A 22,539-nucleotide genomic window follows, 5' to 3' on the forward strand; every position below is an offset into this window, starting at 1 on the left:
TTCGGTCATGATAATGCAACCGAATGCCGAGTTGTCCGATCTTCGGAACGCAGCAGCCGTACCACGGAGCGCGGGTCGACCGGCAGCTTCCCGATCGCCGGCACCCCGATCGCGTCGCTGACGGCACTCGCCACCGCGGCACCCGCAGCGGTCACGCCGCCCTCCCCCGCACCGCGGGCGCCGAGCGGGTTCGTCGCGGCAGGCGCGTCCTCACACACCACCAGGTCGACGGCGGGCACCTCGGCGGCGGTCGGCAGCAGGTAGTCCATGAAGGTGGTCGACTGCGGCTGGCCCTGCTCGTCGTAGACCAGCTCCTCGAGCAGCGCACCGCCCATGCCCTGCGCGACGCCGCCGCGCAGCTGCCCCTCGACCAGGGTGGGGTTCACCGCCCGGCCGATCTCGTACGCGACGAGGTAACGCAGCACCTGGACGTTGCCGGTGCCAGGGTCCACCTCCACCGCGCAGACGTGGGCGCCGTACGGGTACGTCATGTGGTCGACGGTGAACCGGTGCCGCGCCGCCAACCCCGCCGGCTCGTCGGCGGCGAGCCAGCCGGCGCGCGGCTGCGCCGCCTGCCAGACCTCCGCGAGGCTGCGGGCACTGCCTGGCACGCCCTTCACGCGCACGGCGCCGTCGACCAGCTCGACGTCGTCCGGCGCGGCTTCGAGCAACCTGGCGCCGAGCTCGCGCACCCGCACGGCCACCTCGCGTGCTGCGCGCTGTACGGCGCTGCCCGCGACGACCGTCGACCGGCTCGCCCACGAACCGGTGCCGTACGGCTGCAGCAGGGTGTCGCCGTTGATCACGTCGACGGCGTCGTACGGCACGCCGAACTCGTCCGCGGCGATCTGCGCGAGCGCGGTCTCGATGCCCTGCCCGAGCGAGGTGCCGCCGGAGAGCACCCGCACCCGGCCGGTGCTGGTGATCTCCACGTCCGCGGTGTCGTAAGGACCGAGCCCGCTCTTCTCCAGGAACACCGCCAGCCCGAGGCCGAGCAGCCGCCCCTCAGCCCGGCCGGCGTCGACAAGCTGGCGCCAGCCGAGCTCGTCGACGCGGGCCAGCGCGCGGTCGAGCAGCCGTACGTAGTCGCCGCCGTCGAGCACCACGTCGGTGCCGAGCGTGTGCATGGCCCTGGTGTGTGGCAGCTCGTCGCTGCCGAGCAGGTTGCGCCGCCGCAGCTCCACCCGGTCGAGCCCGAGCTCGGCCGCGGCGAGGTCGAACAGCTGCTCGCGCGCGGTGGTGCCCTCGTAGCGGCCGGGCGCCCGGTAGGTGCCGCACGGGGTCTTGTTGGTCAGCACCACCCGCACCCGGCCGCGGTACGCGGGCACCCGGTACGGACCTGGCAGCATCGCCAGCGTCAGCTCGGGCACGATGACGCCGTGCGTGCGCACGTAGGCGCCGTTGTCGTGCCGTACGTCGTCGCGCAGGCCGAGGATGGTGCCGTCCGCGGCGAACGCCGCCTCCACCCGGTGCCGCTGCTGCCTGGAGTGGTTGACGGCCACCAGGTGCTCGGCGCGGTCCTCGACCCACGACACGGCACGGCGCAGCCGCCTGGCCAACCACGGGACGAGGAAGTCCTCCGGGTAGAACTCGCCGCGCACGCCGAACCCGCCGCCGGCGTCCACGGCGTGCATGCGGATCGCGCTCTCGTCCATGCCGAGCAGGCCGGCGAGCACCTGTCGGTTGAACACCGGCACCTTCGTGGCGCCGTAGACCGACAGGCTGTCGGTCGCCGGCTGGTACTCGACGGTCAGTGCCCGCGGTTCCATCGGCACCGCCGTGTGTCGGCCGACCGCGACGTCCATCGCGACCACGTGCGCCGCCCGTCCGAACGCCGTGTCGACGTCGCCGTAGCCGAGGCCGAAGTCCGCCACGACGTCCGCCTCGGTGGCGTCGTCGACGTCCACGAGCGGGTCGCGGTCGTCGATGTCGACGGTGACCAGGCCGCTGGCGTCCTCGGCGACGTACGGGTCGTCGGCCACCACGACAGCGACCGGTTCGCCGACGTAGCGCACCTCGGTCGCGGCGAGTACCGGCTGCAGCCGGCCGGAGACGTCCGTGTCGGGCACCTGCAGCCGCACGGGGATGGCCAGGCCGGTCGGCACGTCGGCGGCGGTGACCACGTCCACGACGCCAGGCAGCGCACGCGCGGCCGACGCGTCGATCGCAGTGATGGCCCCGTGTGCCACCAAAGAACGCACCACCCGCGCGTGCGCCATCCGCGGGAACTGCACGTCGGAGCCGAACGTCGCGGTGCCGGTCAGCAACCGGCGGTCCTCCTTGCGCGGCGTACGCTGCCCGACCTGGTCAGCCATCGCGCTGCTTCCGGCGTGCTGCGGCGACCTCGGTCACCGCTTCCACGATGCCCTGGTACCCGGTGCAGCGGCAGAGGTTGGCGGAGACGACGTCGCGCACCTCCTCCGGGTCGCCGGCGGGTTCGGTGTCGAGGTACGCCTCGGCGAGCATCAGGAACCCGGGCGTGCAGAACCCGCACTGCAGCCCGTGGCAGCGGCTGAACGCCTGCTGCAGGTCGCTCAGCTCGTCGCCGTCGGCGAGACCTTCCACGGTACGTACGGAGCGCCCGTCGGCCTGCACGCCGAACACCAGACACGACCGCACCGGCTCACCGTCGAGCAATACCGTGCAGGCGCCGCAGATGCCGTGCTCGCAGCCGAGGTGCGTGCCGGTGAGCCCGAGATCCTGACGCAGGACGTCCGCGAGCGTGCGCCGCGACTCGAGTACCACCTCGTACTCGCGGCCGTTGACGTCGAGCGTGACCAGGTGCTGATCCTTCATGCACTCTCCCGTAGTACGCACAGTACGTCGGCCGGCCGCACCGGGATGCTGTCGATCTCTGCGCCGTAGTCGCGCAGCGCGTCGTTGACCGCCGCGACCACCGCGGCGGGTGCGCCGATGGTGCCGCCCTCGCCCATGCCCTTGGCGCCGGTCTCAGTCAGCTCGCACGGCGTGACGAGGTGGTGCACCGCGATCGGCGGTATCTCGCTCGCGGTGGGCATCAGGTAGTCCATGAACGTGCCGGTCAGCGGCTGCCCGTCCGGCGAGTACGTCATCTCCTCGTACAGCGCGGCCGCGATGCCCTGTGCCACGCCGCCGCGCACCTGCCCGTCCACGATCATCGGGTTGATGACGACGCCGCAGTCCTCGACGACGAGGTAGTCGACAACCTTGGTGTCACCGGTGCCAGGGTCCACCTCCACGAGCGCGGCATGCGTCGCGTTGGAGAACATGCCGGGCGGGTTCGCGGCGCCACGCGCCTCGAGCAGCTGCTCGTCGTGGGTGAGCGTGTGCGAGCGGAAGTGCACCGTGGACGCGAGGGTGTCGATGCCGATCCGGCTGTCCGGCACGCCGCGGACCTGTGCGTGCCCGTCGAGCAGCTCGACGTCGGCCGCATCCGCCTCCAGCAGCTCGCCGGCGATCTCCCTGAGCTGGTCGGCGAGCCGGCCGGCCGCGACCGCGGCGGCACCGCCGCCGATCACCAGCGAGCGGCTGCCCCAGGTGCCCCAGCCGAAGCTCGCCAGGTCGGTGTCGCCCTGCCTGAGCTTGACCCGCGCGGGGTCGACGCCGAGCCGGTCGGCGACGACCTGCGCGAACGTCGTCTCGTGCCCCTGTCCGTGCCCGCACGTGCCGGTGGTGACCGTGACGTCGCCGGACGCGTCCATCCGTACGTGCGAGACGTCGAAGCCGGGCGTCATCTGCATTTTGCGCATGCCCATGGTCGCCGTGCCGTACGCGGTGCGTTCGGAGAAGTTCGCGATGCCGATGCCGCGCAGCAGGCCGTCGTCGCTCTTCCTGCGTTCCCACCAGCCGGCCTGCTCGATCTCAGTCGCGCACCGCTCCATCGCCTCCAGGTACGAGCCCAGCTCGTAGCTGATCCCGTTCGGCCCCTGGTAAGGGAACTCCTCGCGCCTGATGGTGTTGCGCCGCCTGATCTCCAGCCGGTCGATGCCCAGCCGGTTGGCCGCCTTGTCCATCAGCCGTTCCATCACGAACACCAGCTGCGGCCGCGAGACACCGCGGTACGGCGCGGTCGGCGGCTTGTTCGTCGCGATGCCACGGCCCCGTGCGGCGTACCTGCCGACCTTGTAGACGCCGGGCAGCTCGGTGGCCGCCATCAACGGCTCGACGGCACAGCTGAACGGGTATACCGAGTAAGCACCGATGTTGCACCGAATGTCGGCGTCGACCCCGAGCAACGTGCCGTCCGCGGCGAAACCCGCGCGCACGCGGTACTCCTGCTCGTGGCCGTGACACGCCCCCATGAGGTTCTCCTGCCGGTCCTCGCTCCACCGCACCGGCAGCCGCAATCGGCGGGCGATCGCCGCGGCCACGACCTCCTCCCTGCCGACCACGCACTTCAGGCCGAAACCGCCGCCGACGTCGGGGGCGACGACCCGCACCTGCCGCTCGGCCAGGCCGAGCGCGGCGGCGATACCCGTACGCACCTGATGGGGCACCTGCGTGGACAGGTGCACGACCAGCTGGTCGTCGCGGTCCTGCCACTGCGCGAGGCACGCCCTGCCCTCGAGCGGCGCGGCGGCCACCCGGCCGCTGCGGAACGTCTCGTCGAGCACCAACGGTGCGTCCGCGAGCGCCTCGGCCAGCTCACCGTCGGCGAACATCTGCAGGTCGACGAGCACACCGTCGGGCGCCTCGTCGTGGATCGGCGGAACGCCGGCGTCGTGGTCGGCGAGCGAGAGCACCGGCGCGGTCTCTTCGATCTCGCACGCGACGAGCTCCGCGGCGTCCTCGGCCAGGTACCGGCTGTCGGCGACCACCGCGACGATCGGCTCGCCTGCGTACCGCACCTTGTCGTGCGCCAGCAGCGGCATGGCCGTCGGCACGAACTCGTCGCGCTCGAGCACGGCGGTCAGCGCGGGCCTGCCGATGTCGTCGGCCGTGACCACTGCACGCACGCCGGCCGCCGTCTTCGCGGCGGCCGTGTGGATCGCCGTGATCCGCCCGGCGGCCACCGGGCTGCGCACGAACGCGACATGGCACGCGTGCGGCTGCGCGATGTCGTCGACGAAGACGCCCGCACCGCGCAGCATGCGCGGGTCCTCACGCCTGGGCAGCCGGTTGCCCACCCACCGGGTCACGCGTACGCCTCGGCGAACGCGCGCTGCGTCAGGGTGTCGACGAGGTGCCTGCGGTAGTCCGCGTCCCCGTGCACGTCGGCGGCCGGGTCGACGACCGAAGCCGCGACGCGGGCCGCCTCGGCCCAGGTGGCCGCGGTCGGCTCACTCCCCTCCACGACGGCCTCCGCCTCGGGCACCCGCAGCGGGACGCCGGCGACACCCCCGAGCACGACGGCGACGTCGCGGCAGCGCCCGTCCACCACGTCGAAGGCCGCGGCCGCGGCGACGATGGCGAAGTCACCGCGGCGGCGCGCGTACTCGGTGAGCGCCGCGTGCCCCCGCGGTCGCGGGAACCTGACCTCCACCACCAGCTCGTTGGGTTCCGCGGCCGTGCTGAGGAACCCGGTGAACCACTGCGCGCTCGGCACCTGCCTGCTGCCGTGCGCGCCGCGGACGACCACGTCGGCGTCGTACAGCCGGGCCAACAGGCACCACTCGGCGGTGGGGTCGGCGTGCGCGATGCTGCCGCCTACCGTGCCCCTCGTGCGGATCGGGTAGTGCCCGATCCACCGCGCGGCACGTGGCAGCGCCACGAACCCGTCCTGGACCTCGGGCGCGGTGGTGGTCTCTACCGTGCGGTGCCGGGTGAGGGCGCCCACGCACAACGCGTCGCCCTCGCGGCGGACGTAGTCGAGCCCGGCGACCGTGTTGACGTCCACGAGCGCGGCCGGCTGCGCGAACCTGAAGTTCATCATGGGCGCGAGCGACAGCCCGCCGGCCAGCACCTTCGCCTCGTCGCCCAGCTCGGTCAACAGCTCGACGACCTCCGCGGGCGTGAAGGCCCTGTGGTACTCGAACGCGGCCGGTTTCACCGCCAGCCACCTCACTTTCGCGCTGTGGTATACCATATCGCAAGAGTCGAACGGAGCACAGCGTGAGCGAACTTCGGGTTGACCGGACCGACGCCGGGCAGCTGCAGCTACGGCTCGACGCACCTGCCGTGCGCAACGCCCTCACGCTAGCGACCGTGCGCCGGCTGCACGAGGAGCTCGACCGCGACCCGCACGCCACCCTCCTGCTCGGCAGCACCACACCGGACATCTTCAGCGCCGGCGCCGACCTCAGCGCGCCCGACGACGAACGCAGGCAGATCAGCGACCTGCTCTACACCTGTTACGAGCAGCTCGTCACCAGGCCGGGCGTCGTCGTCGCGGTCGTCGAGGGCGCCGCCGTCGGCGGCGGCGCGCAGCTGACGGCCGCGGCGGACGTACGGATCGCGTCGCCTGCGGCGCGGTGGCGGTGGGTCGGACCCGGGCACGGCCTTGCGGTCGGCACCTGGATCCTGCCCGACCTGGTGGGCCGGTCGCGGGCACTCGACCTCACCCTCACCGGCCGCTGGCTGGACGCCGAGGAGGCCGCGCAGTGCGGGTTCGTCGCCCGCCTCGACGCCGAACCGTGGCAGCGCGCCGCCGACCTCGCCGCCGCGCTCGACCAGATGGACCCCGCGGCGCTCGCGCGGGTCAAGCAGCTCACCACCAGGCCACACCTGCTCGACCAGCTCGCCGCCGAACGGGACGGTAACGGCGGCTGGTCAGGGCGCGCGCCGACCGCGGCCCAGGCGTCCAAGGAGAGCAAGCACGTCCGCTGACAGCCGAGCACGTCAAAGGAGTGAACGGATGGATCTCAACCTCACCGGCAAGGTCGCCTTCGTGACCGGCGCCAGCAAGGGAATCGGCCGCGAGGTGGCGAGCCGGCTGGCCGGCGAGGGCTGCGACGTGGCCATCACTGCCCGCGGCCAGGACGACCTGGAGAAGACCGCGGCCGAGATCCGCGACGCCACCGGGGGCAAGGTGCTCGCGGTCGCCGGCGATATGGGCCAGGATGCTGACGTGCAGCGCTGTGTCCGTTCGGCACTCGACGAGCTCGGCCGGATCGACATCCTCGTGCCGTGTGCCGGCAGCTCCCCCGGCGGCCTGCTCGAAGAGCTCACCGAGGAACAGTGGCTGTCGAGCCTGAACCTCAAGTTCCTCGGCTACGTCCGCACGGTTCGGCACGTGGTGCCGAACATGGTCGCGCAGGGCAGCGGGAGCATCGTCCTGGTCGTCGGCAACGACGGGCTCAAGCCGAGCTTCTGGGAGATGACCGCAGGCGCCGCGAACGCGGCGGACCTGAACTTCGCCTCGTCCATCGCCGACCAGTACGGGCCGAAGGGTGTGCGGGTCAACACCGTGAACCCTGGCCCGGTCGACACCGACCGCTGGGACGGCCTGGAGAAGGCGTTCGCCCGCGACATGGGCGTCGACCAGGCGGAGGCCCGCCGCCGCGCCGAGCTGTCGATCCCGCTGGGCAAGATCACCCGGCCGGAGGAGGTCGCCGCGCTGGTGGCGTTCCTCGCCTCCGACCTCGCCCGCAGCGTGCACGGTGCGCACATTCCGATCGACGGCGCCCAGCGCAAGCCGCTGATGGAGCGCTGACGTGCACCTGTCGCACTCGGTTCGGATCGACCGGCCCACGCCGGAGGTGTTCGCCGCGCTGCGCGACGTCGAACAGGCGGTGCGGTGCCTGCCCGGCGTGTACGAGGTGGCGCGGTCGGCGGACGGCGTCACCTGCCGGTTCGAGGTGCGGGTGGGCCGGCTGCCGCTCGCGTACGACGGGTGGGCCCGGCTGCTGACCGCGGACGACGACCAGCACTGCCTCACCGTGCGGGCACGGGGCCGGGAGCGGGACGGCAACGGCGACGCGGACGCGTACCTCACCACCCGCGTGCGCACCCACGACGGCGGCACCGTGGTGGACGTCGACGCCAACCTCGACGTCCGCGGCAAGGCGGCCGTCTTCGGCCAGGGCGAGCTCACCGGCGTCGGCACCGAGCTGGTGACCGAGTTCGCCGAGACGCTCGCCGCCGGCCTTACCGCGACCGCACCGGCGCAGGCGCAGCGGCCGGGGCTGCGGCGGCACGCCCGTACCGTCGCGCTCGCGGCCGCCGGCGCCGCCGTGGTGGGGGTCGGTGTGGGCGCCGTACTCCGCCGACGTCACCGCAGCTGACCACGAGGAGAGCCATGCCGTACGCCGAGACCGACGACCGGGTCCGCCTCTACTACGAGGACACCGGCAGCGGAGTGCCGATCGTCTTCCTGCACGAGTTCGCCGGCGACCACCGCTCCTGGCAGCCGCAGGTGCGGCACCTCGCCAGGCACTACCGCTGCCTGACGCCGGCCGCCCGCGGCTTCCCGCCGTCCGACGTGCCCACCGACCCGGCGGCGTACGACCAGGCACGCGCCGTCGCGGACGTGGCGGCGGTGCTGGACGCCGCCGGCGTGGAGCGGGCGTTCGTGGTCGGCAACTCGATGGGCGGGTTCGCCGCGCTGCACTTCGCGCTGCGGCACCCGGAGCGCACGCTCGGCTCGGTGGTCGCCGGCTGCGGGTACGGCGCGCCGCCGGAGAAGGCGGACGGGTTCCGCGCGGAGTCGGAGAAGATCGCCGCGGCGTTCGACCGGGAGGGCTCGCAGTCGGTGTCGCAGTGGTACGGCTTCGGCCCGGCGCGCGTGCAGTACGAGGCCAAGGACCCGGCGGGCCACGCCGAGCACGTCCAGGTGCTCGCCGAGCACCACCCGCTGGGCGCGGCGCTCACCATGCGCGGGGTGCAGATGCGCCGCCCGTCCCTGTTCGACCTGCACGCCGAGCTGGCCGCCTGCCAACCACCGGTCCTAGTGATAGCCGGCGACGAGGACGACGGCGTACTGGAGACCGACCTGATGCTCAAGCGCACCATCCCCAGGTGCGGCCTGGCCGTGCTGCCGAAGTCCGGCCACGTCACCAACCTGGAGGAGCCGGCCCTGTTCAACCAGCTACTCGAACGCTTCCTCACCGCCGTAGAACACGACAAGTGGCCCGCCCGCGACCCGCGCTCCCTGAGCGCTTCTACCACCGGCGCCCGCACCTAGTCAGCTTCCGGCTCTCTCCTGGCCCAACCGAGCTCGGCGGACAGCGCCCGCGCTGTCTTCTCGAGCTGTTGCACCTGGGGCGAGTCCGAGGCGGCGCTCATGCTCGCGGCGGTACCCAACAGGGCCAGCGTGGCGCAGATGCCGTACTCGTCGAAGACCGGTGCGGCGATCGCCAGCATCCCCGGGTGCACGTCGGTGTTCACCGTGTACCCGTCCTGCCGTGCCTTCGCCACCTGCGCGTCCAGGTCGGAACGGGCGGCCGCCGGCAAGGTGGCGAGTAGTCGGGAGACCGTCAGCTGGTCGGGGTGCCAGGCCAGGAACAGCTTGCTCTGCGCCGCGGCCAGCGGCAGCTGAGTGCCCACCCGTACGGTCACGACCACCACACCGGGGTCTTCCTCGACCCGCGCCACCACCGCGCCCGTGCCTCCCCACAGGCTCAGCGCCACCGTGTGTTCGGCACTCGCGCAGAGCTGCCGCATGTGCGCAGGAGCCAGGTCCATCACGCGGCGGCGGCCGAGCGCGAACACTCCCAGCTGCAACAACAACGCACCGGGAAGGAACGAGCCGTTCCTGTGCCCGCGCTCGAGCAGCCCGGCGGCGACCAGCGACGTGCAGTACCGGTACGCCGTAGTGCGGTTCATGCCCAGCCGCTCGGCCGCTTCCGCCGCGGTCAGTTCCTGGGTCTCGGGCCCGAACAGCCGCAGCACGTCCGCGGCTCGGCTCACGGCCTGGATCTCGCCACCCGCACCGTCGCCTGCACTGTCGTGTTTCACGATACGAATCCTCTCACCGCATAACGGTCACAATCTAGCTCATCGATCAGAAGAGTCGCCACTTCACCTCTTTACAAGTCGTATCGTGAATATTAAGTGTGACATACGAACAGTTTCTGGAGGTGACATGCCCGCCACTCCTGCTCTCACCGCAGTCCTGGACGGCCTGGTAGACATGCACTGCCACTCGGCCCCAGCCCGTTCCCGCGCCGCTTCGACCACGCCGACGCCGCGGCCGACGGCGCCAGAATCGGGATGCGGGCGATGGTCGCCAAGTCCCACCACCACTCCACGGTGATGGACGTGCTGGCCATGCGCCCCCGGCTGGGCGACGTGACAGCGCAGGTGTTCGGCGGGATAGCGCTCAACACCTGGGTCGGCGGTATCAACCCCGACGCGGTGCAGATGTGCCTGAACCTCGGCGGGAAGGTGGTCTGGTTCCCCACCAACTGCTCCGGCCGGCACATCGACTGCCATCCCGAGCACGCCGGTTTCCCGACGCCCACCGTAGAACTGACCACCACCCGCGTGGACATCACCGACGAGCGCGGCGAACTGTTTCCGGCGGTACACCAGGTGCTGGATCACATCCACGCCGCCGGCGCCGTGCTGAACGCTGGCCACGGCCACCCCGACGACATCCTGCAGCTGTTCACCGCCGCGCACGAGCGCGGCATCGACAAGCTCGTGCTCAGCCATCCCGACTTCGTCGTCGACGCCGACGTCGACCGTTGCCGGGAGCTGATCGCGCTCGGCGCCGTCATCGAGCACGAGATGCTCATGTACCACCCCGACGCACTTGGGTGGAAGATCGACCAGCTGCTGGGCTGGATCGATGCCCTCGGGCCTGAGCACGTGGTGCTGGCGTCGGACCTCGGGCAGGCCACGATGCCGAGGCCCGTCGACGGGTTCCTCACCGTGGCCGAGCACCTGCTCGCCGCCGGCGTGGACGCGAAGGACGTACGCCGCATGGTGGTCGACAACCCCGGCCGCCTGCTCGACCTGGACACCTGACGCCGTAGGCCGGCCACCTTCGGCCGTCCTGGCCGAGCCGCCCACTCGACGACGATTGGAAGCTTTGCGATGAGACTGGCCTCGTACACTAGCGGCGACCGCGCCCAGGTCGGAATCGTGCACGCCGACCAGACCGTCAGCGCACTCGGTGACCTACTCGGCTCGGCCGCACCGACCGACATGGTCGAGGTGATCACCGCTTGGGCCGAGCTGGCACCACGCCTTCCGGGCACTCGAAGCGGCGGCTCGGAGAGCGTCGACGCACTCGACGTGCAAGGCCGCTGGCTGCCACCGGTACCGCGACCGTCGAAGATGCTCGGGGTCGCGCTGAACAACAAGACCCTGGCCGCACTGGCCGTGATGCCGTCGGCCCATCCCGCACTGTTCTGCTACCCGCCGTCGGCGCTGATCGGTCACCGGCAACCAGTGGAGTTGCGTATCGACTACGGCCTCACCCATCCGGAGCCTGAGCTGGGTGTGGTCATCGGCAAGCGGGTCAAGGACATCGACGCCGCCGACGCCTTGGATGCCGTGTTCGGCTACACCATCGTCGACGACATCACCTCACCGACGCTGAAGGCCGGTGACACCGTGGTCATCCCCCGCTCCCAGGCGAGCGGACTCGACGGTGCCAGCAGCAGTGGCGCGGCCGCGCCGATCGGGTTCGAGCACGGCGATCTCCAGCTGACCTACCACGCCCGGTCCAAGGGCACCGACACGTTCGCCCCCTGCGGACCGTGGATCGTCACAGCCGACGAGCTTGGCGCGCCGAACGACCTGGCGGTGTCACTGACCATCGACGGCGAACTGTGCACCGAGGACAACACCGGCAACCTGATGTTCTCCGCCGCCGAGGTGGTCGCACACGCCAGCACGTACTTCACCTTGCACCCCGGCGACATCCTTCACATCGGCAGCGCCGCCCGCGGCAAGTACCGGCTGCGCGAGCTCGACTACCAGGCTCGGAACGGGGCAGAGCGCACCATCCAGATCGAAGGCATCGGCGCGTTGACCAACCCGATCCGCCGGACCACCTGAGGGCAACGACGCCGAGGAGGAGCCATGTCGCACAACGCATCCACCGCCCCCAGTTGGCAAGACTCCCGCCGCATGCTGCCCGGCATGCTCGTGGGCACGGTGCTCGAATGGTACGACCTGTTCATCTATGCCCAAGCCGCCGCGTTGGTGCTCGGGCCGCTGTTCTTCCCCCAGGTCAGTGAGACCGCCGGGACACTCGCCGCTTTCGCCACGTTCGGCGTCGGCTACCTGGCCCGCCCGCTCGGCGCCGTGATCTTCGGCCACATCGGCGATCGGTACGGACGCAAACGCGCCCTCATCGCGACCTTGATGCTGATGGGTGTGGCCACCACGGCCATCGGCGTGTTGCCGACCTACGCCGCAGCAGGACTGGCCGCACCTCTGCTGCTCACGCTGCTGCGCCTGGCCCAGGGCCTGGGCGCCGGCGCCGAGTACGCCGGCGCGTTCGTCATGGTGGCTGAGCTCGCCCCGCGCAATCGCCGCGGACTGTGGACGTCGATCCCCGGTACCGGCATCTACGGCGGTGTGCTGCTGTCGGCGGCGGTCGCCGCAGTGGTCTTCACGCTGCCCGAAGCCGCCCTCTACAGCTGGGGCTGGCGGATCCCGTTCCTCGTCAGCTTCGCGTTGATCGGGGTGGGCATGTACCTGCGGCTGCAGGTCACAGAGACTCCCGTGTTCACCGAGCTCGCGCAGCGCAAGGCGGTGCGCAAACTGCCGGTATTGACCGTACTCAAGGAGATGCCGCTGCGGTTGTTCCTCGCCGTACTCCTGACCACGCCGATCGCGTTCAACGCCTACGTGGCGTTGACGTACAGCATCACGTACAGCGTCAAGCGGGGTCTCTCGGACACCGACGCACTGATCGGCATCCTCCTCGGCAGCGCCGTCGCTTTGGTGAGCGTTCCGACGGCCGGCTGGGCGAGCGACCGCTTCGGTCGTCGTCCGGTGTACCTCACCTTGGCCGCCTTGACCGCTCTCGTCGCCGTCCCGTATTTCTGGCTGCTCTCGACCGGGCAGCCACCGGCCACTTGGGCGGCCCAGGCTCTACTGATGGGACCGGTGGCGTTCGCGGTGACCGGAGCGCAGGCCGCGTTCCTGGCCGAACTGTTCGACTCGCGGTACCGCTATTCCGGGGTGGCGCTGTCGCGCGAGCTCAGCACGGCCGCACTCACCGCCCCTGCCCCGGTGATCGCGATCTCGCTCACCGCCGCCGCAGGTGGAGCACCATGGCTGACCGCCGGGCTCATGGCGCTGGTCGGTGTCGTCTGCTTCGTCGCCGTGCTGGCGCTACCGGAGACCTCCGGCATCGACTTGTCCCCAACCAACCGGGCCGACGTCGAAACCGCCGAGCCGACCCGGTAGGACGCCGACCGCCTCGGTGTCGGCGAGGTCGTGGAAGGTTCCCGAGTGCACGCCTTGATCGTCTACGCACACCCAGAACCCACGTCGTTCACGGCTGCGTTGAAGGACGCTGCCGTGACGGCACTGACCGAGGCCGGCCATGGCGTCGACGTCTCGGATCTCTACGGTGAAGGATTCGACCCGGTCGCGGGCCGTCGCGACTTCACCAGCGTCGCGGATCCTGCGCGGTTCCATTACCAGACAGAGCAGGCTCACGCCTCGGTCAACCACGGCTTCGCCGCGGAGATCGTCCGGGAACAGCAGCGCATCGCCCGGGCACAGGTCATCATCTTCGTTTTCCCCTCTGGTGGGGCGGACCTCCGGCCATCCTCAAGGGATGGTTCGAACGCGTTCTCGCGTACGGCTTCGCGTACGAGGACGGGATGCGCTACGAGACCGGTTACTTCCGCGGCGCTGCCGGGCTGTTGGGCGTCAGCACGGGAGGCACTCGCCACCGGTTCTCCGCCGACGGCACGATCGAGCAGGTGCTCTGGCCGACTCAACGCTGCGTCGTCGAGTACCTGGGCCTGACCACGATCGAGCCATTCGTGGCGTACGCATCGCCACCAGTCACCACGGCGGAACGGGGCACCTATCTCGGCGCCTGGCGACAGCGCGTGCTGCAGTGCGCGGCCACGGTCAGTGGAAGTTGTCGGTCAGCCAGTCGATGCGGCGGAGGATGACGCCCTCTCGCAGGGCCCAGGGGCAGATCGCCAGGGACTCGGCGGCCAGCAGGTCCATTACGGCGTCGGTGACGATAGCGCCGGCCAGTAGCTGCGGGGCGCGGCTGGCCGAGACGCCGGGCAGCTCGGCGAGCTCGTCCGTGGTCATCTCCGCCAGCCGCGGCAACCACTCGAGCAGCGTCTCGCGGCGCAGCCAGCGGTGCTCGTACTGGCCGGCGGAGCTCGGCGCGGCACCGCAGACCCTGGCCAGCGACCGCATCGTCTTACTGGTGCCGACGACGAGGTCGGGGTCGCCGACCTTCACCAGGTCGCGCACCACGGTGGCCACCTGCGAACGCACGTACGTGCGCAGAGCCTTCACCTCGTCCGCCGTCGGCGGGTTGCCTGCGACCCAGTCCCTGGTCAGCCGGTGTGCGCCGAGCGGCAGGCTGGTCGCGACGTCCGGCTCCTCGTCGATGCCGACCGCGAGCTCGAGCGACCCGCCGCCCACGTCGACGACCAGCAGCCGGCCGCTCGACCAGCCGAACCACCGCCGCACGGCGAGGAAGGTCAGCCGCGCCTCGTCGTCGCCCGGCAGCACCTGCAGGTCGACCTCGCACGCCGTACGCACCCGGTCGAGCAGCTCGCCGCCGTTGCTGGCCTCCCTGATCGCGCTCGTCGCGAACGCCAGGACGTCCTCGCACCCCCGGTCGGCGGCGACGTCGAGCGCCTCCGTCACCGTGGTACGCAGCGCCCGCTCACCGGCCGCGTCGATCCGGCCGGCCCCGTCGAGATGCGCCCCGAGCTGCAGCCGGGTCTTGTGCGACCAGGCCGGGAGCGGCCGTGCGCCCGGGTGCGCGTCCACGACGAGCAGGTGGACGGTGTTCGAGCCCACATCCAGTACGCCCAGTCGCATGGCACCCGAGTCTAGGGCGTACCTGGGCTGCTCTGCCCTACCTTGCGTCGCTCACGGTGACCGGACGGCCCCGCTACGGAAGCGGCCGGCTACTGCTGTTCCTCGTCGGTCCAGAAGATCGGTTTGCGGTCCCTGGTGCGCTTCAGCTCGTAGAACCCGTCGGTGCCGGCGACGAGCAGCACGCCGTCCCACAGCTTGGCCGCGGCCTCGCCGCGGGGTGCCGGCGTGACGACCGGACCGAAGAACGCCGTCTCCCCCACCTTGATCACCGGGGTGCCGACCTCCTGGCCGACCAGGTCGATGCCCTCCTGGTGCGACTTGCGCACCGCGTCGTCGTACCCGGCGTCGTCGTACGCGGCCAGCAGCGACTCCGGCAGCCCCACCTCGGCCAGTGCCTCGGTGAGCACGGTCTTGTCCAGCTCCCTGCGGTCGTAGTGGACCCGGGTGCCGATCGCCGTGTACAGCGGGCCGAGCACCTCGGAGCCGTGCTGTTGCTCGGCGGCGATGCACACCCGCACCGGGCCCCAGCCCTTGCTCAGCAGCTCCCGGTAGTCGTCCGACAGGCCTTCCTTGTCCTCGTTCAGGACGGACAGGCTCATCACGTGCCAGTTGGTGGTTGTGTTTCGCACCTGCTCGACCTCGAGCAGCCAGCGGGAGGTGAGCCACGCCCATGGGCACAGCGGGTCGAACCACATGTCGACGACGGTGGATTCTGCCGTGGCAGTCACAAGGGCCTCCTCGTACGGGCACTCTTCGTACATACGTCCATGGATGCGACAACCTCTTCGAGGTCTGTCGTGTTCCCGTGGCAGGATGCCGGAGTCGGTGTGACCAGTCGAAGGGAAGGCCGCAGTGTCAGTCATCAACCTGACCCGCGCCGACGCGCGGGAGCGGGCCCACCTGCTCGACGTCGCGTCGTACCGGGTCGATCTCGACCTCACTACCGGCGACGAGCGCTTCGTCTCGACGACGACCGTGACCTTCACCTGCCGCGAGCCCGGTGCCGCCACCTTCATCGACCTGTGTGCGCCCGCGATACGCGAGATCACCCTGAACGGCACGTCGCTGCCCGTCGACGGGTTCGACGGCATGCGCATCGACCTCCCCGACCTGGCCGAGCACAACGAGCTGACGGTGGTCGCCGACTGCGCGTACTCCCGCACCGGCGAGGGCCTGCACCGGTTCGTCGACCCGGTCGACGACCGCGTGTACCTGTACACGCAGTTCGAGACGCCGGACGCCAGGCGGATGTACACCTGCTTCGACCAGCCCGACCTGAAGGCGACGTTCGAGCTGTCCGTCACCGCGCCCGCGGGCTGGGTGGCGGTCTCCAACACCGCACCCGACGTCGCCGGTGAGCCGACCGGGGACGGCAAGGAGCGCTGGCACTTCCCGCCGACCGAGCCGATCTCCACGTACATCACCGCGCTGGTCGCCGGCCACTACTCCCACGTGCACGACGAGCACGACGGCATCCCGCTCGGCTGGTACTGCCGGCAGTCGCTGGCCGAGTACCTCGACCCGGACGAGCTGTTCGAGATCACCAAGCAGGGCTTCGACTTCTTCCAGCGCGCGTTCGACTACCGCTACCCGTTCGACAAGTACGACCAGCTGTTCGTGCCCGAGTACAACATGGGCGCGATGGAGAACGCGGGCTGCATCACGTACGTGGAGAACTACGTCTTCAGGTCCCGGGTCACGGAGGCCGCGCGGGAGCAGCGCGCGAACACCATCCTGCACGAGATGGCGCACATGTGGTTCGGCGACCTCGTCACCATGCGCTGGTGGGACGACCTGTGGCTGAACGAGTCGTTCGCCACCTACGCGAGCACGCTGGCCGGCTCCGAGGCCACCAGGTTCACCGCGATGTGGACCTCGTTCGCCACCCAGATGAAGGGCTGGGCGTACCGGCAGGACCAGCTGCCGACCACCCACCCGATCTCCGCCGACGCCGGCGACCTGATCACGGTGATGACGAACTTCGACGGCATCACGTACGCCAAGGGCGCGTCGGTGCTGAAGCAGCTCGTCGCGTACGTCGGCCAGGAGGAGTTCTTCGCCGGCCTGCGCCAGTACTTCAAGCGGCACGCCTGGGGCAACATCTCGCTGGCCGACCTGCTCACCGCGCTGGAGGAGACGTCAGGCCGCGACCTGGTCGCCTGGTCGAAGGAGTGGCTGGAGACCGCGGGCATCAACACGCTACGGCCGATCGTCGAGGTCGACGACAACGGCACGTTCACCGCCTTCAGCGTCCGGCAGGAGGCCACCGCGGAGCTCCCGACGCTGCGCCCGCACCGGCTCGCCATCGGGCTGTACGACCGCACCGACGCGGGGTTCGCCCGGCGCCGGCGGGTGGAGCTGGACGTCACCGGCGCCGACACCGCCGTGCCCGAGCTGGTCGGCGAACGCCGGCCCGACCTGGTGCTGCTGAACGACGAAGACCTGGCCTACGCGAAGGTCCGCTTCGACGACCACTCGCTTGCCACGCTGATCGCGCACGCCGACCAGCTCACCGAGTCGCTGCCCCGCGCGCTGGTGTGGGCGGCCGCATGGGACATGTGCCGCGACGGCGAGCTGCCGGCACGCGAGTACGTCCGGCTGGTGCTCGGCAACATCGGCGGCATCGACGACATCTCCGTCGTCGAGCTGCTGCTGGCCACCACCGCCGTGGCGGTCCACTCGTACGCCGACCCGTCCTGGCGCGACGCCGGCAGGGAGTGGGCGGCCGACGTGCTGCACGAGCTGGCCCGCCAGGCCGCCCCGGGCAGCGACAGCCAGCTGGCGTTCGTCAAGGCGCTGGCGACCATGGCCGCCACCGGCGAGCAGCTCGACACCGTGGAGGGTCTGCTCGACGGCACCGTCGAGCTGCCCGGCCTCGCGGTGGACACCGAGCTGCGCTGGCACCTGCTGGAGAAGACCGTCGCGGCGGGCCGTCGTGGTGCCGACGCCATCGACGCCGAGCTGGCCAGGGACCGCACAGCGGCCGGCGAGCAGCACGCCGCAGGCTGCCGGGCCGCCATCCCCACGGCGGCGGCGAAGAAGGCCGCCTGGGCGTCGGTCGTGGAACGCGACGAGCTGCCGAACGCGACACAGCGCGCGGTGCTCAACGGGTTCCAGCAGGCCACCCAGGTCGAGCTGGTCGAGCCGTACGTCGACCGGTTCCTCGACGCCGTCGCGGGCATCTGGGAGACCAGGTCGGGGATCATGGCGCAGCAGATCACCGAGTACCTGTACCCGCGCCTGGTGATCTCGCCGGCGACCGTCGAGAAGACCAACCGCTACCTCGACGAACGGGAGCCGATCCCGGCCCTGCGCCGCTCGCTGCTCGAGGGCCGCGACACGATCGAGCGCGCCTTGCGTGCTCGGGCCCGCGACGCCGAGGCGTCGTAGCGGGGCGGCCGACAACCAACCAGGCGGCCGGTGCATCGGAGCACTGTGACGGGACGCTCCGTCCCGCCGACCCGACGCGAAGGGCACCGGCGATGGCACGGCAAGGCACAGGTTTCCGCTCCCGGGCGGTCACGATTGGCGCAGTCGCCATGGCGACGATCGCGGCGCTGGGCATCTCCGGCTGCATGCCGAACTTCTCGTCCGACGCCGAGAAGGGCCAGGACGACGACACGACCGACGCGAAGCGCTCGATGAGCTTCGACCTGTCCGCGAAGGGCACCAGCCCGGTCGAGGTCGACGTACCCGACGAGCCGGTGGCGACCTCGAAGACGGACACCCCCGGCGTGGAGTTCGAGCTGTACGCGCTGCAGCGCTCCGGCAAGACGGTCAACGTCGTGTTCGCCATGCACAACACCGGCGACGAAGACGTCGAGCGTCACGACGCGCACAGGAACCTCGACGAGAGCCCCGGTGCAGTCGAGTGGCAGGCCAGCAACATCTCGCTGACCACGCGGAGCACCTGAAGGACTACCGGGCCTTCGTGCCCGGTGACGTCAACAACGAGCAGCGCCTGTGCTGCAGCGTGTACCGCATCGGCGCCCGCCAGGACTACGCATCCGACGAGCGGCAGTACTTCATGACCCAGGTGGCGGCACCGCCGGCCGACGTGCAGACGGTCACCGTACAGGCAGGCGTCGCGGCGCTGCCCGACCAGAAGATCGAGGGCTGAGCATGCGCCAGGCCACCCGGCTGCTCACCGTGGCGACCGCAGCCACCGCAGTGCTCGTCGGCAGCTCGCCCGCGGCGGCAGCGCCGGCACCCCGGGTCGTAGAGCTGAAGCCGCGGGTCGTCGAGCTCGAGCCGCGGATCGTGGACATCACGCCGAAGAAGGAGAAGAACACCTACACCGTCGACGCCGACGTGTTGTTCGCCTTCGGCAGCGCGAAGCTCACCCCGGACGCGAAGGTCGTACTCGACGACGTCGCCGGCAAGCTCGACGCGGACGGTGCGCGCACGGCCGCCGTCACCGGTCACACCGACTCGGTCGGCGCGACCGCGTACAACCAGCGGCTGTCCACGAAGCGGGCCAGAGCCGTCCGCGCCTACCTCGCCGGCAAGACCGACGGCATCGGCTACAGCGCCCGCGGCCACGGCGAGAAGGACCCGGTCGCGGCGAACGAGAAGGCGGGCAAGGACAACCCCGCCGGACGGAAGAAGAACCGCCGCGTCACCATCAGCTACGCCAAGCGCTAGGCCCGCGACCGCCACAGCAGCCAGAGGAAGTACGGCGCGCCAAGCACGGCGGTCAGCAGGCCGGCCGGCAGCTGGGCGGGTGCGATCACCGTGCGGCCGACGGTGTCGGCGAAGCAGACCAGGGTGCCGCCGAACAGCGCGGCGACCGGCAGCACCCGCCGGTGCCTGCCACCGACAACCGCGCGCGCCGCATGCGGCGCGACCAGGCCGACGAAACCGATCACGCCGACGGCGGACACCGACATCGCCGCCACCAGTACGGCCGACCCGAGTATCGCCAGCCGTACCGGCTCCAGCCGCACACCGAGCACCCGCGGGGTGTCGTCGTCGAGCGCAAGCAGGTCGAGGTACCTGTGGCCGAGCACCGCGAGCACGACCACTACGGCGATGGCGATCACGAGCGGCACCGCGTCGGTGAGCGACCTGCCGTACGTGCTGCCGGACAGCCAGACGAGCGCCGGGCCGAGGTCATACTCCCGCTGCAGCACGAGCATGGTGATGACTGCGGTGGTGAACGCGTACATCCCCACGCCGACCAGCACCAGCCGGTCGGGGTTGAGCCCGCTGCGCCACGCGAGCAGGTAGACGGCCGCGAACGCGGCCACACCACCGATGACGGCGAACAGCGACACGAACCCGGCGCCGACGGACGGCACGAACACGATCACCGCGAGCGCACCGACACCGGCCCCGCCACTGATACCGAGGATGCCAGGTTCGGCGAGCGGGTTACGCGCGACCGCCTGGATGGCGGTGCCTGCGAGTGCGAGCGCGGTGCCCGCCGCGAAGCCCAGGATGACTCGTGGGATCCGGGTCTCGAGCACGTACGTGATGCCGCCGCTCGCTGTGCCGCGCAGCCAGTTCGCGACGTCGCCGAGCAGCACCCACCGGTCACCGGCGAGCACGCTGCACACCAGGACGCCCACGGTCACCGCGACGGTGACCGCGAGGATCACCAGGTACACCCACGCCGGCCGACCGGCCGGGTGCCCGGCCGCCGGCGGGGTCCTGGTGGGGCCCGAGTCGCGGTACCGCCTGGCCAGCCAGATCAGCGCCGGCGCACCGAACATCGACGTGATCACGCCGGCGGGGACGTCCACCCCGGCGAAGCCGCCGAAGATCGCCCGGGTCAGCACGTCCGCGCCGACGATCACCACGCACCCGGCGACGGCCGCGGTGGGCACCAGGCCGAGGTGCCTGTGGATGCCGAGCAGCCGGACTATCGTCGGCGCGAGCAGGCCGACGAAACCGACCGGGCCGGTGACGGTGACGGCCGCCGCCGTCAGCAGCACGGCGAGCACGACGCTGACCAGCCGGGTGGTGCGCACCTTGACGCCGAGCACCCGTGCCGTGTCGTCGCCGAGCCCCATGATGTCCAGCGACCGCGCCAGTGCCAGCGCGACCACGATGCAGAGCCCGATGATCGGCGCCATCTGGCCCACCGCGTCCAGACCGATCTGCACCAGCGAACCCTCGCCCCACGCGTACAGGCCGATCGTGGACTCCTGGTCGATCAGCTGCAGCCCCTGGGTGGCCGCGGCGAGCGCGAGCGTGACCGCCATCCCGGCGAGCACCAGCCGGGTGGGGCTGGTCGCCGCACCCGACGACAGCGTGATCACCAGGCCGGCGGCCAACAGACCGCCGGCGAACGCAACCGCGGCCGTCGAGAACGTCGCCGCGGGTCCACCGAACACGGTGACGGCCACCACCGCGAAGAACGCACCGGCGTTGACGCCGATGGTGTCCGGTGACGCCAGGCTGTTGCGCGACACCGACTGCAGCAACGTACCCGCGACGCCGAGCGCGATACCGATGGTCAACGCCGCGGCGAGCCGCGGGATCCGCGACCCGAGCAGCACGTCGACGACGTGCGGGTCGAGGTCCCCGACGAGGAAGCCGGCGAGGTCACCGGGACCGACGGCCGACGTGCCCTGGGTGAGGTGCACGACGCCGAGGGCACCGACGAGGACCACGCCGCCCGCGAGGGCGAGCGTGGTCCTGCCCCACCGCGGCGCGGGGCGCTGCTCCTGCGCAGCCGGTGGAGTGCTCCGTCGGATCCCGGTCACGGCGTTCAGGCGTACGCCTTGACCAACTCATCCACGAACTGGCTCGCGGAGCTCGGGCCACCGAACAGCCAGGTGCCGCCGTCCAGCTGGTACACCTGCTTCTTCTCCACGCACGTGAGGTTCTGCCAGATCCGGTTCTTCGGCAGCGTGGTCTTGAAGATGTTGTCGACGGGCGCGATGTAGAAGAGGTGCACGTCACCCATCTTCGTCATGCCTTCGACATCGGTGGTGGACAACCCCCATTCGTCGGTCTTGCCCTTCCAACCGTTCTTCATGCCCATCTGCTCGGCGATGTCCGAGCCGAGCGAGCCCTTGCCGAACATCCGGATCACCGGTGCGCCCTTCTCCGTCCAGCCGTGCGCGCCGGCGAACTCCTTGCCTGACATGCCCGCCGCAGCGAGCTTCTTCTTGCCGTCGGCGATCTTCGCGTCCAGGGCGTCGAGCTGCTTCTCGGCTTCCTTCTCCTTGCCCACGGACTTGGCGATCGCCGTGAACTGGTCCTGCATGTAGCCGAAGTTGTCCTTCGGGTCGGTGCCGTCGAAGCACAACGTGTCGGCGATTTTCTGGAACTGCTTCAACGTCTTGCCGCAGGTGTTCGTGCTGTCGCCGAGGATGAGATCCGGGTTCAGCTCGGCGACCGAGTCGATGCTGACCTCCTGCCGCAGCCCAACGTCCTTGATCGACTTCGGTGCCGGCTCCGCGGAGACCCACGTGTTGTAGCCCTTGACGTCGGCGACACCGACGGGCTGCACGCCGACGGCGAGCAGGTCCTCGACGAGCGCCCACTCCAGTGCCACGACGCGAGTAGCCACACCGTCGAGGGTCTGCTTGCCACGGCTGTCGGTCACCGTGACCTTCTTCCCCCCGCCTTCTTCCTTCGGTGGCTCGGTTGTCCCGCACCCCGCTATCGACAGCACGAGGGCCGCTACGAGGGCAGGCGCGAGCAGCTTGACCAGACGCACGGATGTCCTTCCGATTGAGTTGC

At 70.8% G+C, this 22,539-nt stretch carries 20 protein-coding genes and 1 pseudogene; 12 read left to right on the forward strand and 9 right to left on the reverse strand.

The genetic code is table 11. From position 1 onward, the window contains the following. Positions 1-5: 5 nt before the first annotated feature. From GEV07_02495 to GEV07_02510, 4 genes are read right to left on the reverse strand one after another with little or no spacing between them, the layout of a single operon-like run. Positions 6-2,315 (reverse strand): molybdopterin-dependent oxidoreductase, encoded by a 2,310-nt coding sequence (locus tag GEV07_02495; GenBank protein MQA01633.1) that lies wholly within the window; start codon positions 2,313-2,315, stop codon positions 6-8. Beyond that, positions 2,308-2,796 (reverse strand): 2Fe-2S iron-sulfur cluster binding domain-containing protein, encoded by a 489-nt coding sequence (locus GEV07_02500; protein ID MQA01634.1) that lies wholly within the window; start codon positions 2,794-2,796, stop codon positions 2,308-2,310. Before GEV07_02500 ends, GEV07_02495 begins: the two co-directional genes overlap by 8 nt. Further along, positions 2,793-5,069 (reverse strand): molybdopterin-dependent oxidoreductase, encoded by a 2,277-nt coding sequence (locus GEV07_02505; GenBank protein MQA01635.1) that lies wholly within the window; start codon positions 5,067-5,069, stop codon positions 2,793-2,795. Before GEV07_02505 ends, GEV07_02500 begins: the two co-directional genes overlap by 4 nt. A 44-nt stretch (positions 5,070-5,113) precedes the next feature. Continuing rightward, positions 5,114-5,968, reverse strand: a complete 855-nt coding sequence (locus GEV07_02510; protein ID MQA01636.1) for a xanthine dehydrogenase family protein subunit M — start codon at positions 5,966-5,968, stop codon at positions 5,114-5,116. Positions 5,969-5,997: 29 nt separating this feature from the next. Here GEV07_02510 and GEV07_02515 point away from each other — a divergent pair, with 29 nt between their 5' ends. From GEV07_02515 to GEV07_02530, 4 genes are read left to right on the forward strand one after another with little or no spacing between them, the layout of a single operon-like run. Continuing rightward, the gene (locus GEV07_02515) at positions 5,998-6,744 is read left to right on the forward strand and encodes an enoyl-CoA hydratase/isomerase family protein (protein ID MQA01637.1); all 747 of its coding nucleotides are present in this window, start codon (positions 5,998-6,000) and stop codon (positions 6,742-6,744) included. Between the two features lie 28 nt (positions 6,745-6,772). After that, positions 6,773-7,570 carry an SDR family oxidoreductase gene (locus GEV07_02520; GenBank protein MQA01638.1) on the forward strand — a complete coding sequence of 266 codons (798 nt, stop codon included), beginning with the start codon at positions 6,773-6,775 and terminating at the stop codon, positions 7,568-7,570. 1 nt (position 7,571) lies between these two features. Further along, positions 7,572-8,141, forward strand: coding sequence for a hypothetical protein (locus GEV07_02525; protein MQA01639.1), 570 nt, complete (start codon positions 7,572-7,574; stop codon positions 8,139-8,141). A gap of 14 nt (positions 8,142-8,155) precedes the next feature. After that, on the forward strand, positions 8,156-9,040 hold the full coding sequence (locus GEV07_02530; protein ID MQA01640.1) for an alpha/beta fold hydrolase: 885 nt from the start codon (positions 8,156-8,158) through the stop codon (positions 9,038-9,040). Here GEV07_02530 and GEV07_02535 read toward each other — a convergent pair. Continuing rightward, positions 9,037-9,822, reverse strand: coding sequence for a helix-turn-helix domain-containing protein (locus GEV07_02535; GenBank protein MQA01641.1), 786 nt, complete (start codon positions 9,820-9,822; stop codon positions 9,037-9,039). The genes GEV07_02530 and GEV07_02535 overlap by 4 nt on opposite strands. A 118-nt stretch (positions 9,823-9,940) precedes the next feature. On the opposite strand from GEV07_02535, the pseudogene GEV07_02540 reads away from it, so the two are divergent. The 4 genes and pseudogenes from GEV07_02540 to GEV07_02555 all read left to right on the forward strand — a co-directional run bounded on the left by GEV07_02540 (position 9,941) and on the right by GEV07_02555 (position 13,797). Then, positions 9,941-10,827 (forward strand): annotated as a pseudogene (locus tag GEV07_02540) (hypothetical protein). Positions 10,828-10,896: 69 nt separating this feature from the next. Beyond that, positions 10,897-11,865 carry an FAA hydrolase family protein gene (locus tag GEV07_02545; protein MQA01642.1) on the forward strand — a complete coding sequence of 323 codons (969 nt, stop codon included), beginning with the start codon at positions 10,897-10,899 and terminating at the stop codon, positions 11,863-11,865. Between the two features lie 24 nt (positions 11,866-11,889). After that, the gene (locus GEV07_02550; GenBank protein MQA01643.1) at positions 11,890-13,227 is read left to right on the forward strand and encodes an MFS transporter; all 1,338 of its coding nucleotides are present in this window, start codon (positions 11,890-11,892) and stop codon (positions 13,225-13,227) included. Between the two features lie 30 nt (positions 13,228-13,257). Further along, on the forward strand, positions 13,258-13,797 hold the full coding sequence (locus GEV07_02555) for a hypothetical protein (protein ID MQA01644.1): 540 nt from the start codon (positions 13,258-13,260) through the stop codon (positions 13,795-13,797). A 108-nt stretch (positions 13,798-13,905) separates the two neighbouring features. On the opposite strand, the gene GEV07_02560 is transcribed toward GEV07_02555, so the two are convergent. Both GEV07_02560 and GEV07_02565 read right to left on the reverse strand, forming a co-directional pair. Then, positions 13,906-14,844: a Ppx/GppA family phosphatase gene (locus GEV07_02560; protein ID MQA01645.1), complete on the reverse strand. Its 939-nt coding sequence runs from the start codon at positions 14,842-14,844 to the stop codon at positions 13,906-13,908. 89 nt (positions 14,845-14,933) lie between these two features. Continuing rightward, entirely contained in the window at positions 14,934-15,605 is a 672-nt protein-coding gene (locus GEV07_02565; GenBank protein ID MQA01646.1) for a disulfide bond formation protein DsbA, read from the reverse strand. A 100-nt stretch (positions 15,606-15,705) separates the two neighbouring features. Here GEV07_02565 and pepN point away from each other — a divergent pair, with 100 nt between their 5' ends. The 4 genes from pepN to GEV07_02585 all read left to right on the forward strand — a co-directional run bounded on the left by pepN (position 15,706) and on the right by GEV07_02585 (position 19,488). After that, the gene (gene pepN, locus GEV07_02570) at positions 15,706-18,234 is read left to right on the forward strand and encodes an aminopeptidase N (GenBank protein ID MQA01647.1); all 2,529 of its coding nucleotides are present in this window, start codon (positions 15,706-15,708) and stop codon (positions 18,232-18,234) included. Between the two features lie 149 nt (positions 18,235-18,383). Then, on the forward strand, positions 18,384-18,758 hold the full coding sequence (locus GEV07_02575) for a hypothetical protein (protein ID MQA01648.1): 375 nt from the start codon (positions 18,384-18,386) through the stop codon (positions 18,756-18,758). 17 nt (positions 18,759-18,775) lie between these two features. Then, positions 18,776-18,964 (forward strand): hypothetical protein, encoded by a 189-nt coding sequence (locus GEV07_02580; GenBank protein MQA01649.1) that lies wholly within the window; start codon positions 18,776-18,778, stop codon positions 18,962-18,964. Between the two features lie 2 nt (positions 18,965-18,966). Next, positions 18,967-19,488, forward strand: coding sequence for an OmpA family protein (locus GEV07_02585; GenBank protein ID MQA01650.1), 522 nt, complete (start codon positions 18,967-18,969; stop codon positions 19,486-19,488). Here GEV07_02585 and fhuB read toward each other — a convergent pair. Both fhuB and GEV07_02595 read right to left on the reverse strand, forming a co-directional pair. Next, positions 19,485-21,563, reverse strand: a complete 2,079-nt coding sequence (gene fhuB / locus GEV07_02590) for a Fe(3+)-hydroxamate ABC transporter permease FhuB (protein MQA01651.1) — start codon at positions 21,561-21,563, stop codon at positions 19,485-19,487. The two genes, GEV07_02585 and fhuB, sit on opposite strands and share 4 nt — an antisense overlap. Beyond that, positions 21,560-22,516, reverse strand: coding sequence for an ABC transporter substrate-binding protein (locus tag GEV07_02595; GenBank protein MQA01652.1), 957 nt, complete (start codon positions 22,514-22,516; stop codon positions 21,560-21,562). The genes fhuB and GEV07_02595 overlap by 4 nt, the downstream gene beginning before the upstream one ends. Positions 22,517-22,539 lie beyond the last annotated feature (23 nt).

The sequence above is a fragment of the Streptosporangiales bacterium genome (assembly GCA_009379825.1).
Lineage (GTDB): Bacteria > Actinomycetota > Actinomycetes > Streptosporangiales > WHST01 > WHST01.

Excerpts from the sequence above, each read along its gene's own strand:
- GEV07_02495 (MQA01633.1), bottom strand. The coding sequence starts at position 2,315 with ATGGCTGACCAGGTCGGGCAGCGTACGCCGCGCAAGGAGGACCGCCGG.
- GEV07_02500 (MQA01634.1), bottom strand. The coding sequence starts at position 2,796 with ATGAAGGATCAGCACCTGGTCACGCTCGACGTCAACGGCCGCGAGTAC.
- GEV07_02505 (MQA01635.1), bottom strand. The coding sequence starts at position 5,069 with ATGCTGCGCGGTGCGGGCGTCTTCGTCGACGACATCGCGCAGCCGCAC.
- GEV07_02520 (MQA01638.1), top strand. The coding sequence starts at position 6,773 with ATGGATCTCAACCTCACCGGCAAGGTCGCCTTCGTGACCGGCGCCAGC.
- GEV07_02530 (MQA01640.1), top strand. The coding sequence starts at position 8,156 with ATGCCGTACGCCGAGACCGACGACCGGGTCCGCCTCTACTACGAGGAC.
- GEV07_02545 (MQA01642.1), top strand. The coding sequence starts at position 10,897 with ATGAGACTGGCCTCGTACACTAGCGGCGACCGCGCCCAGGTCGGAATC.
- GEV07_02550 (MQA01643.1), top strand. The coding sequence starts at position 11,890 with ATGTCGCACAACGCATCCACCGCCCCCAGTTGGCAAGACTCCCGCCGC.
- GEV07_02560 (MQA01645.1), bottom strand. The coding sequence starts at position 14,844 with ATGCGACTGGGCGTACTGGATGTGGGCTCGAACACCGTCCACCTGCTC.
- GEV07_02565 (MQA01646.1), bottom strand. The coding sequence starts at position 15,605 with ATGTACGAAGAGTGCCCGTACGAGGAGGCCCTTGTGACTGCCACGGCA.
- GEV07_02575 (MQA01648.1), top strand. The coding sequence starts at position 18,384 with ATGGCGACGATCGCGGCGCTGGGCATCTCCGGCTGCATGCCGAACTTC.
- GEV07_02585 (MQA01650.1), top strand. The coding sequence starts at position 18,967 with ATGCGCCAGGCCACCCGGCTGCTCACCGTGGCGACCGCAGCCACCGCA.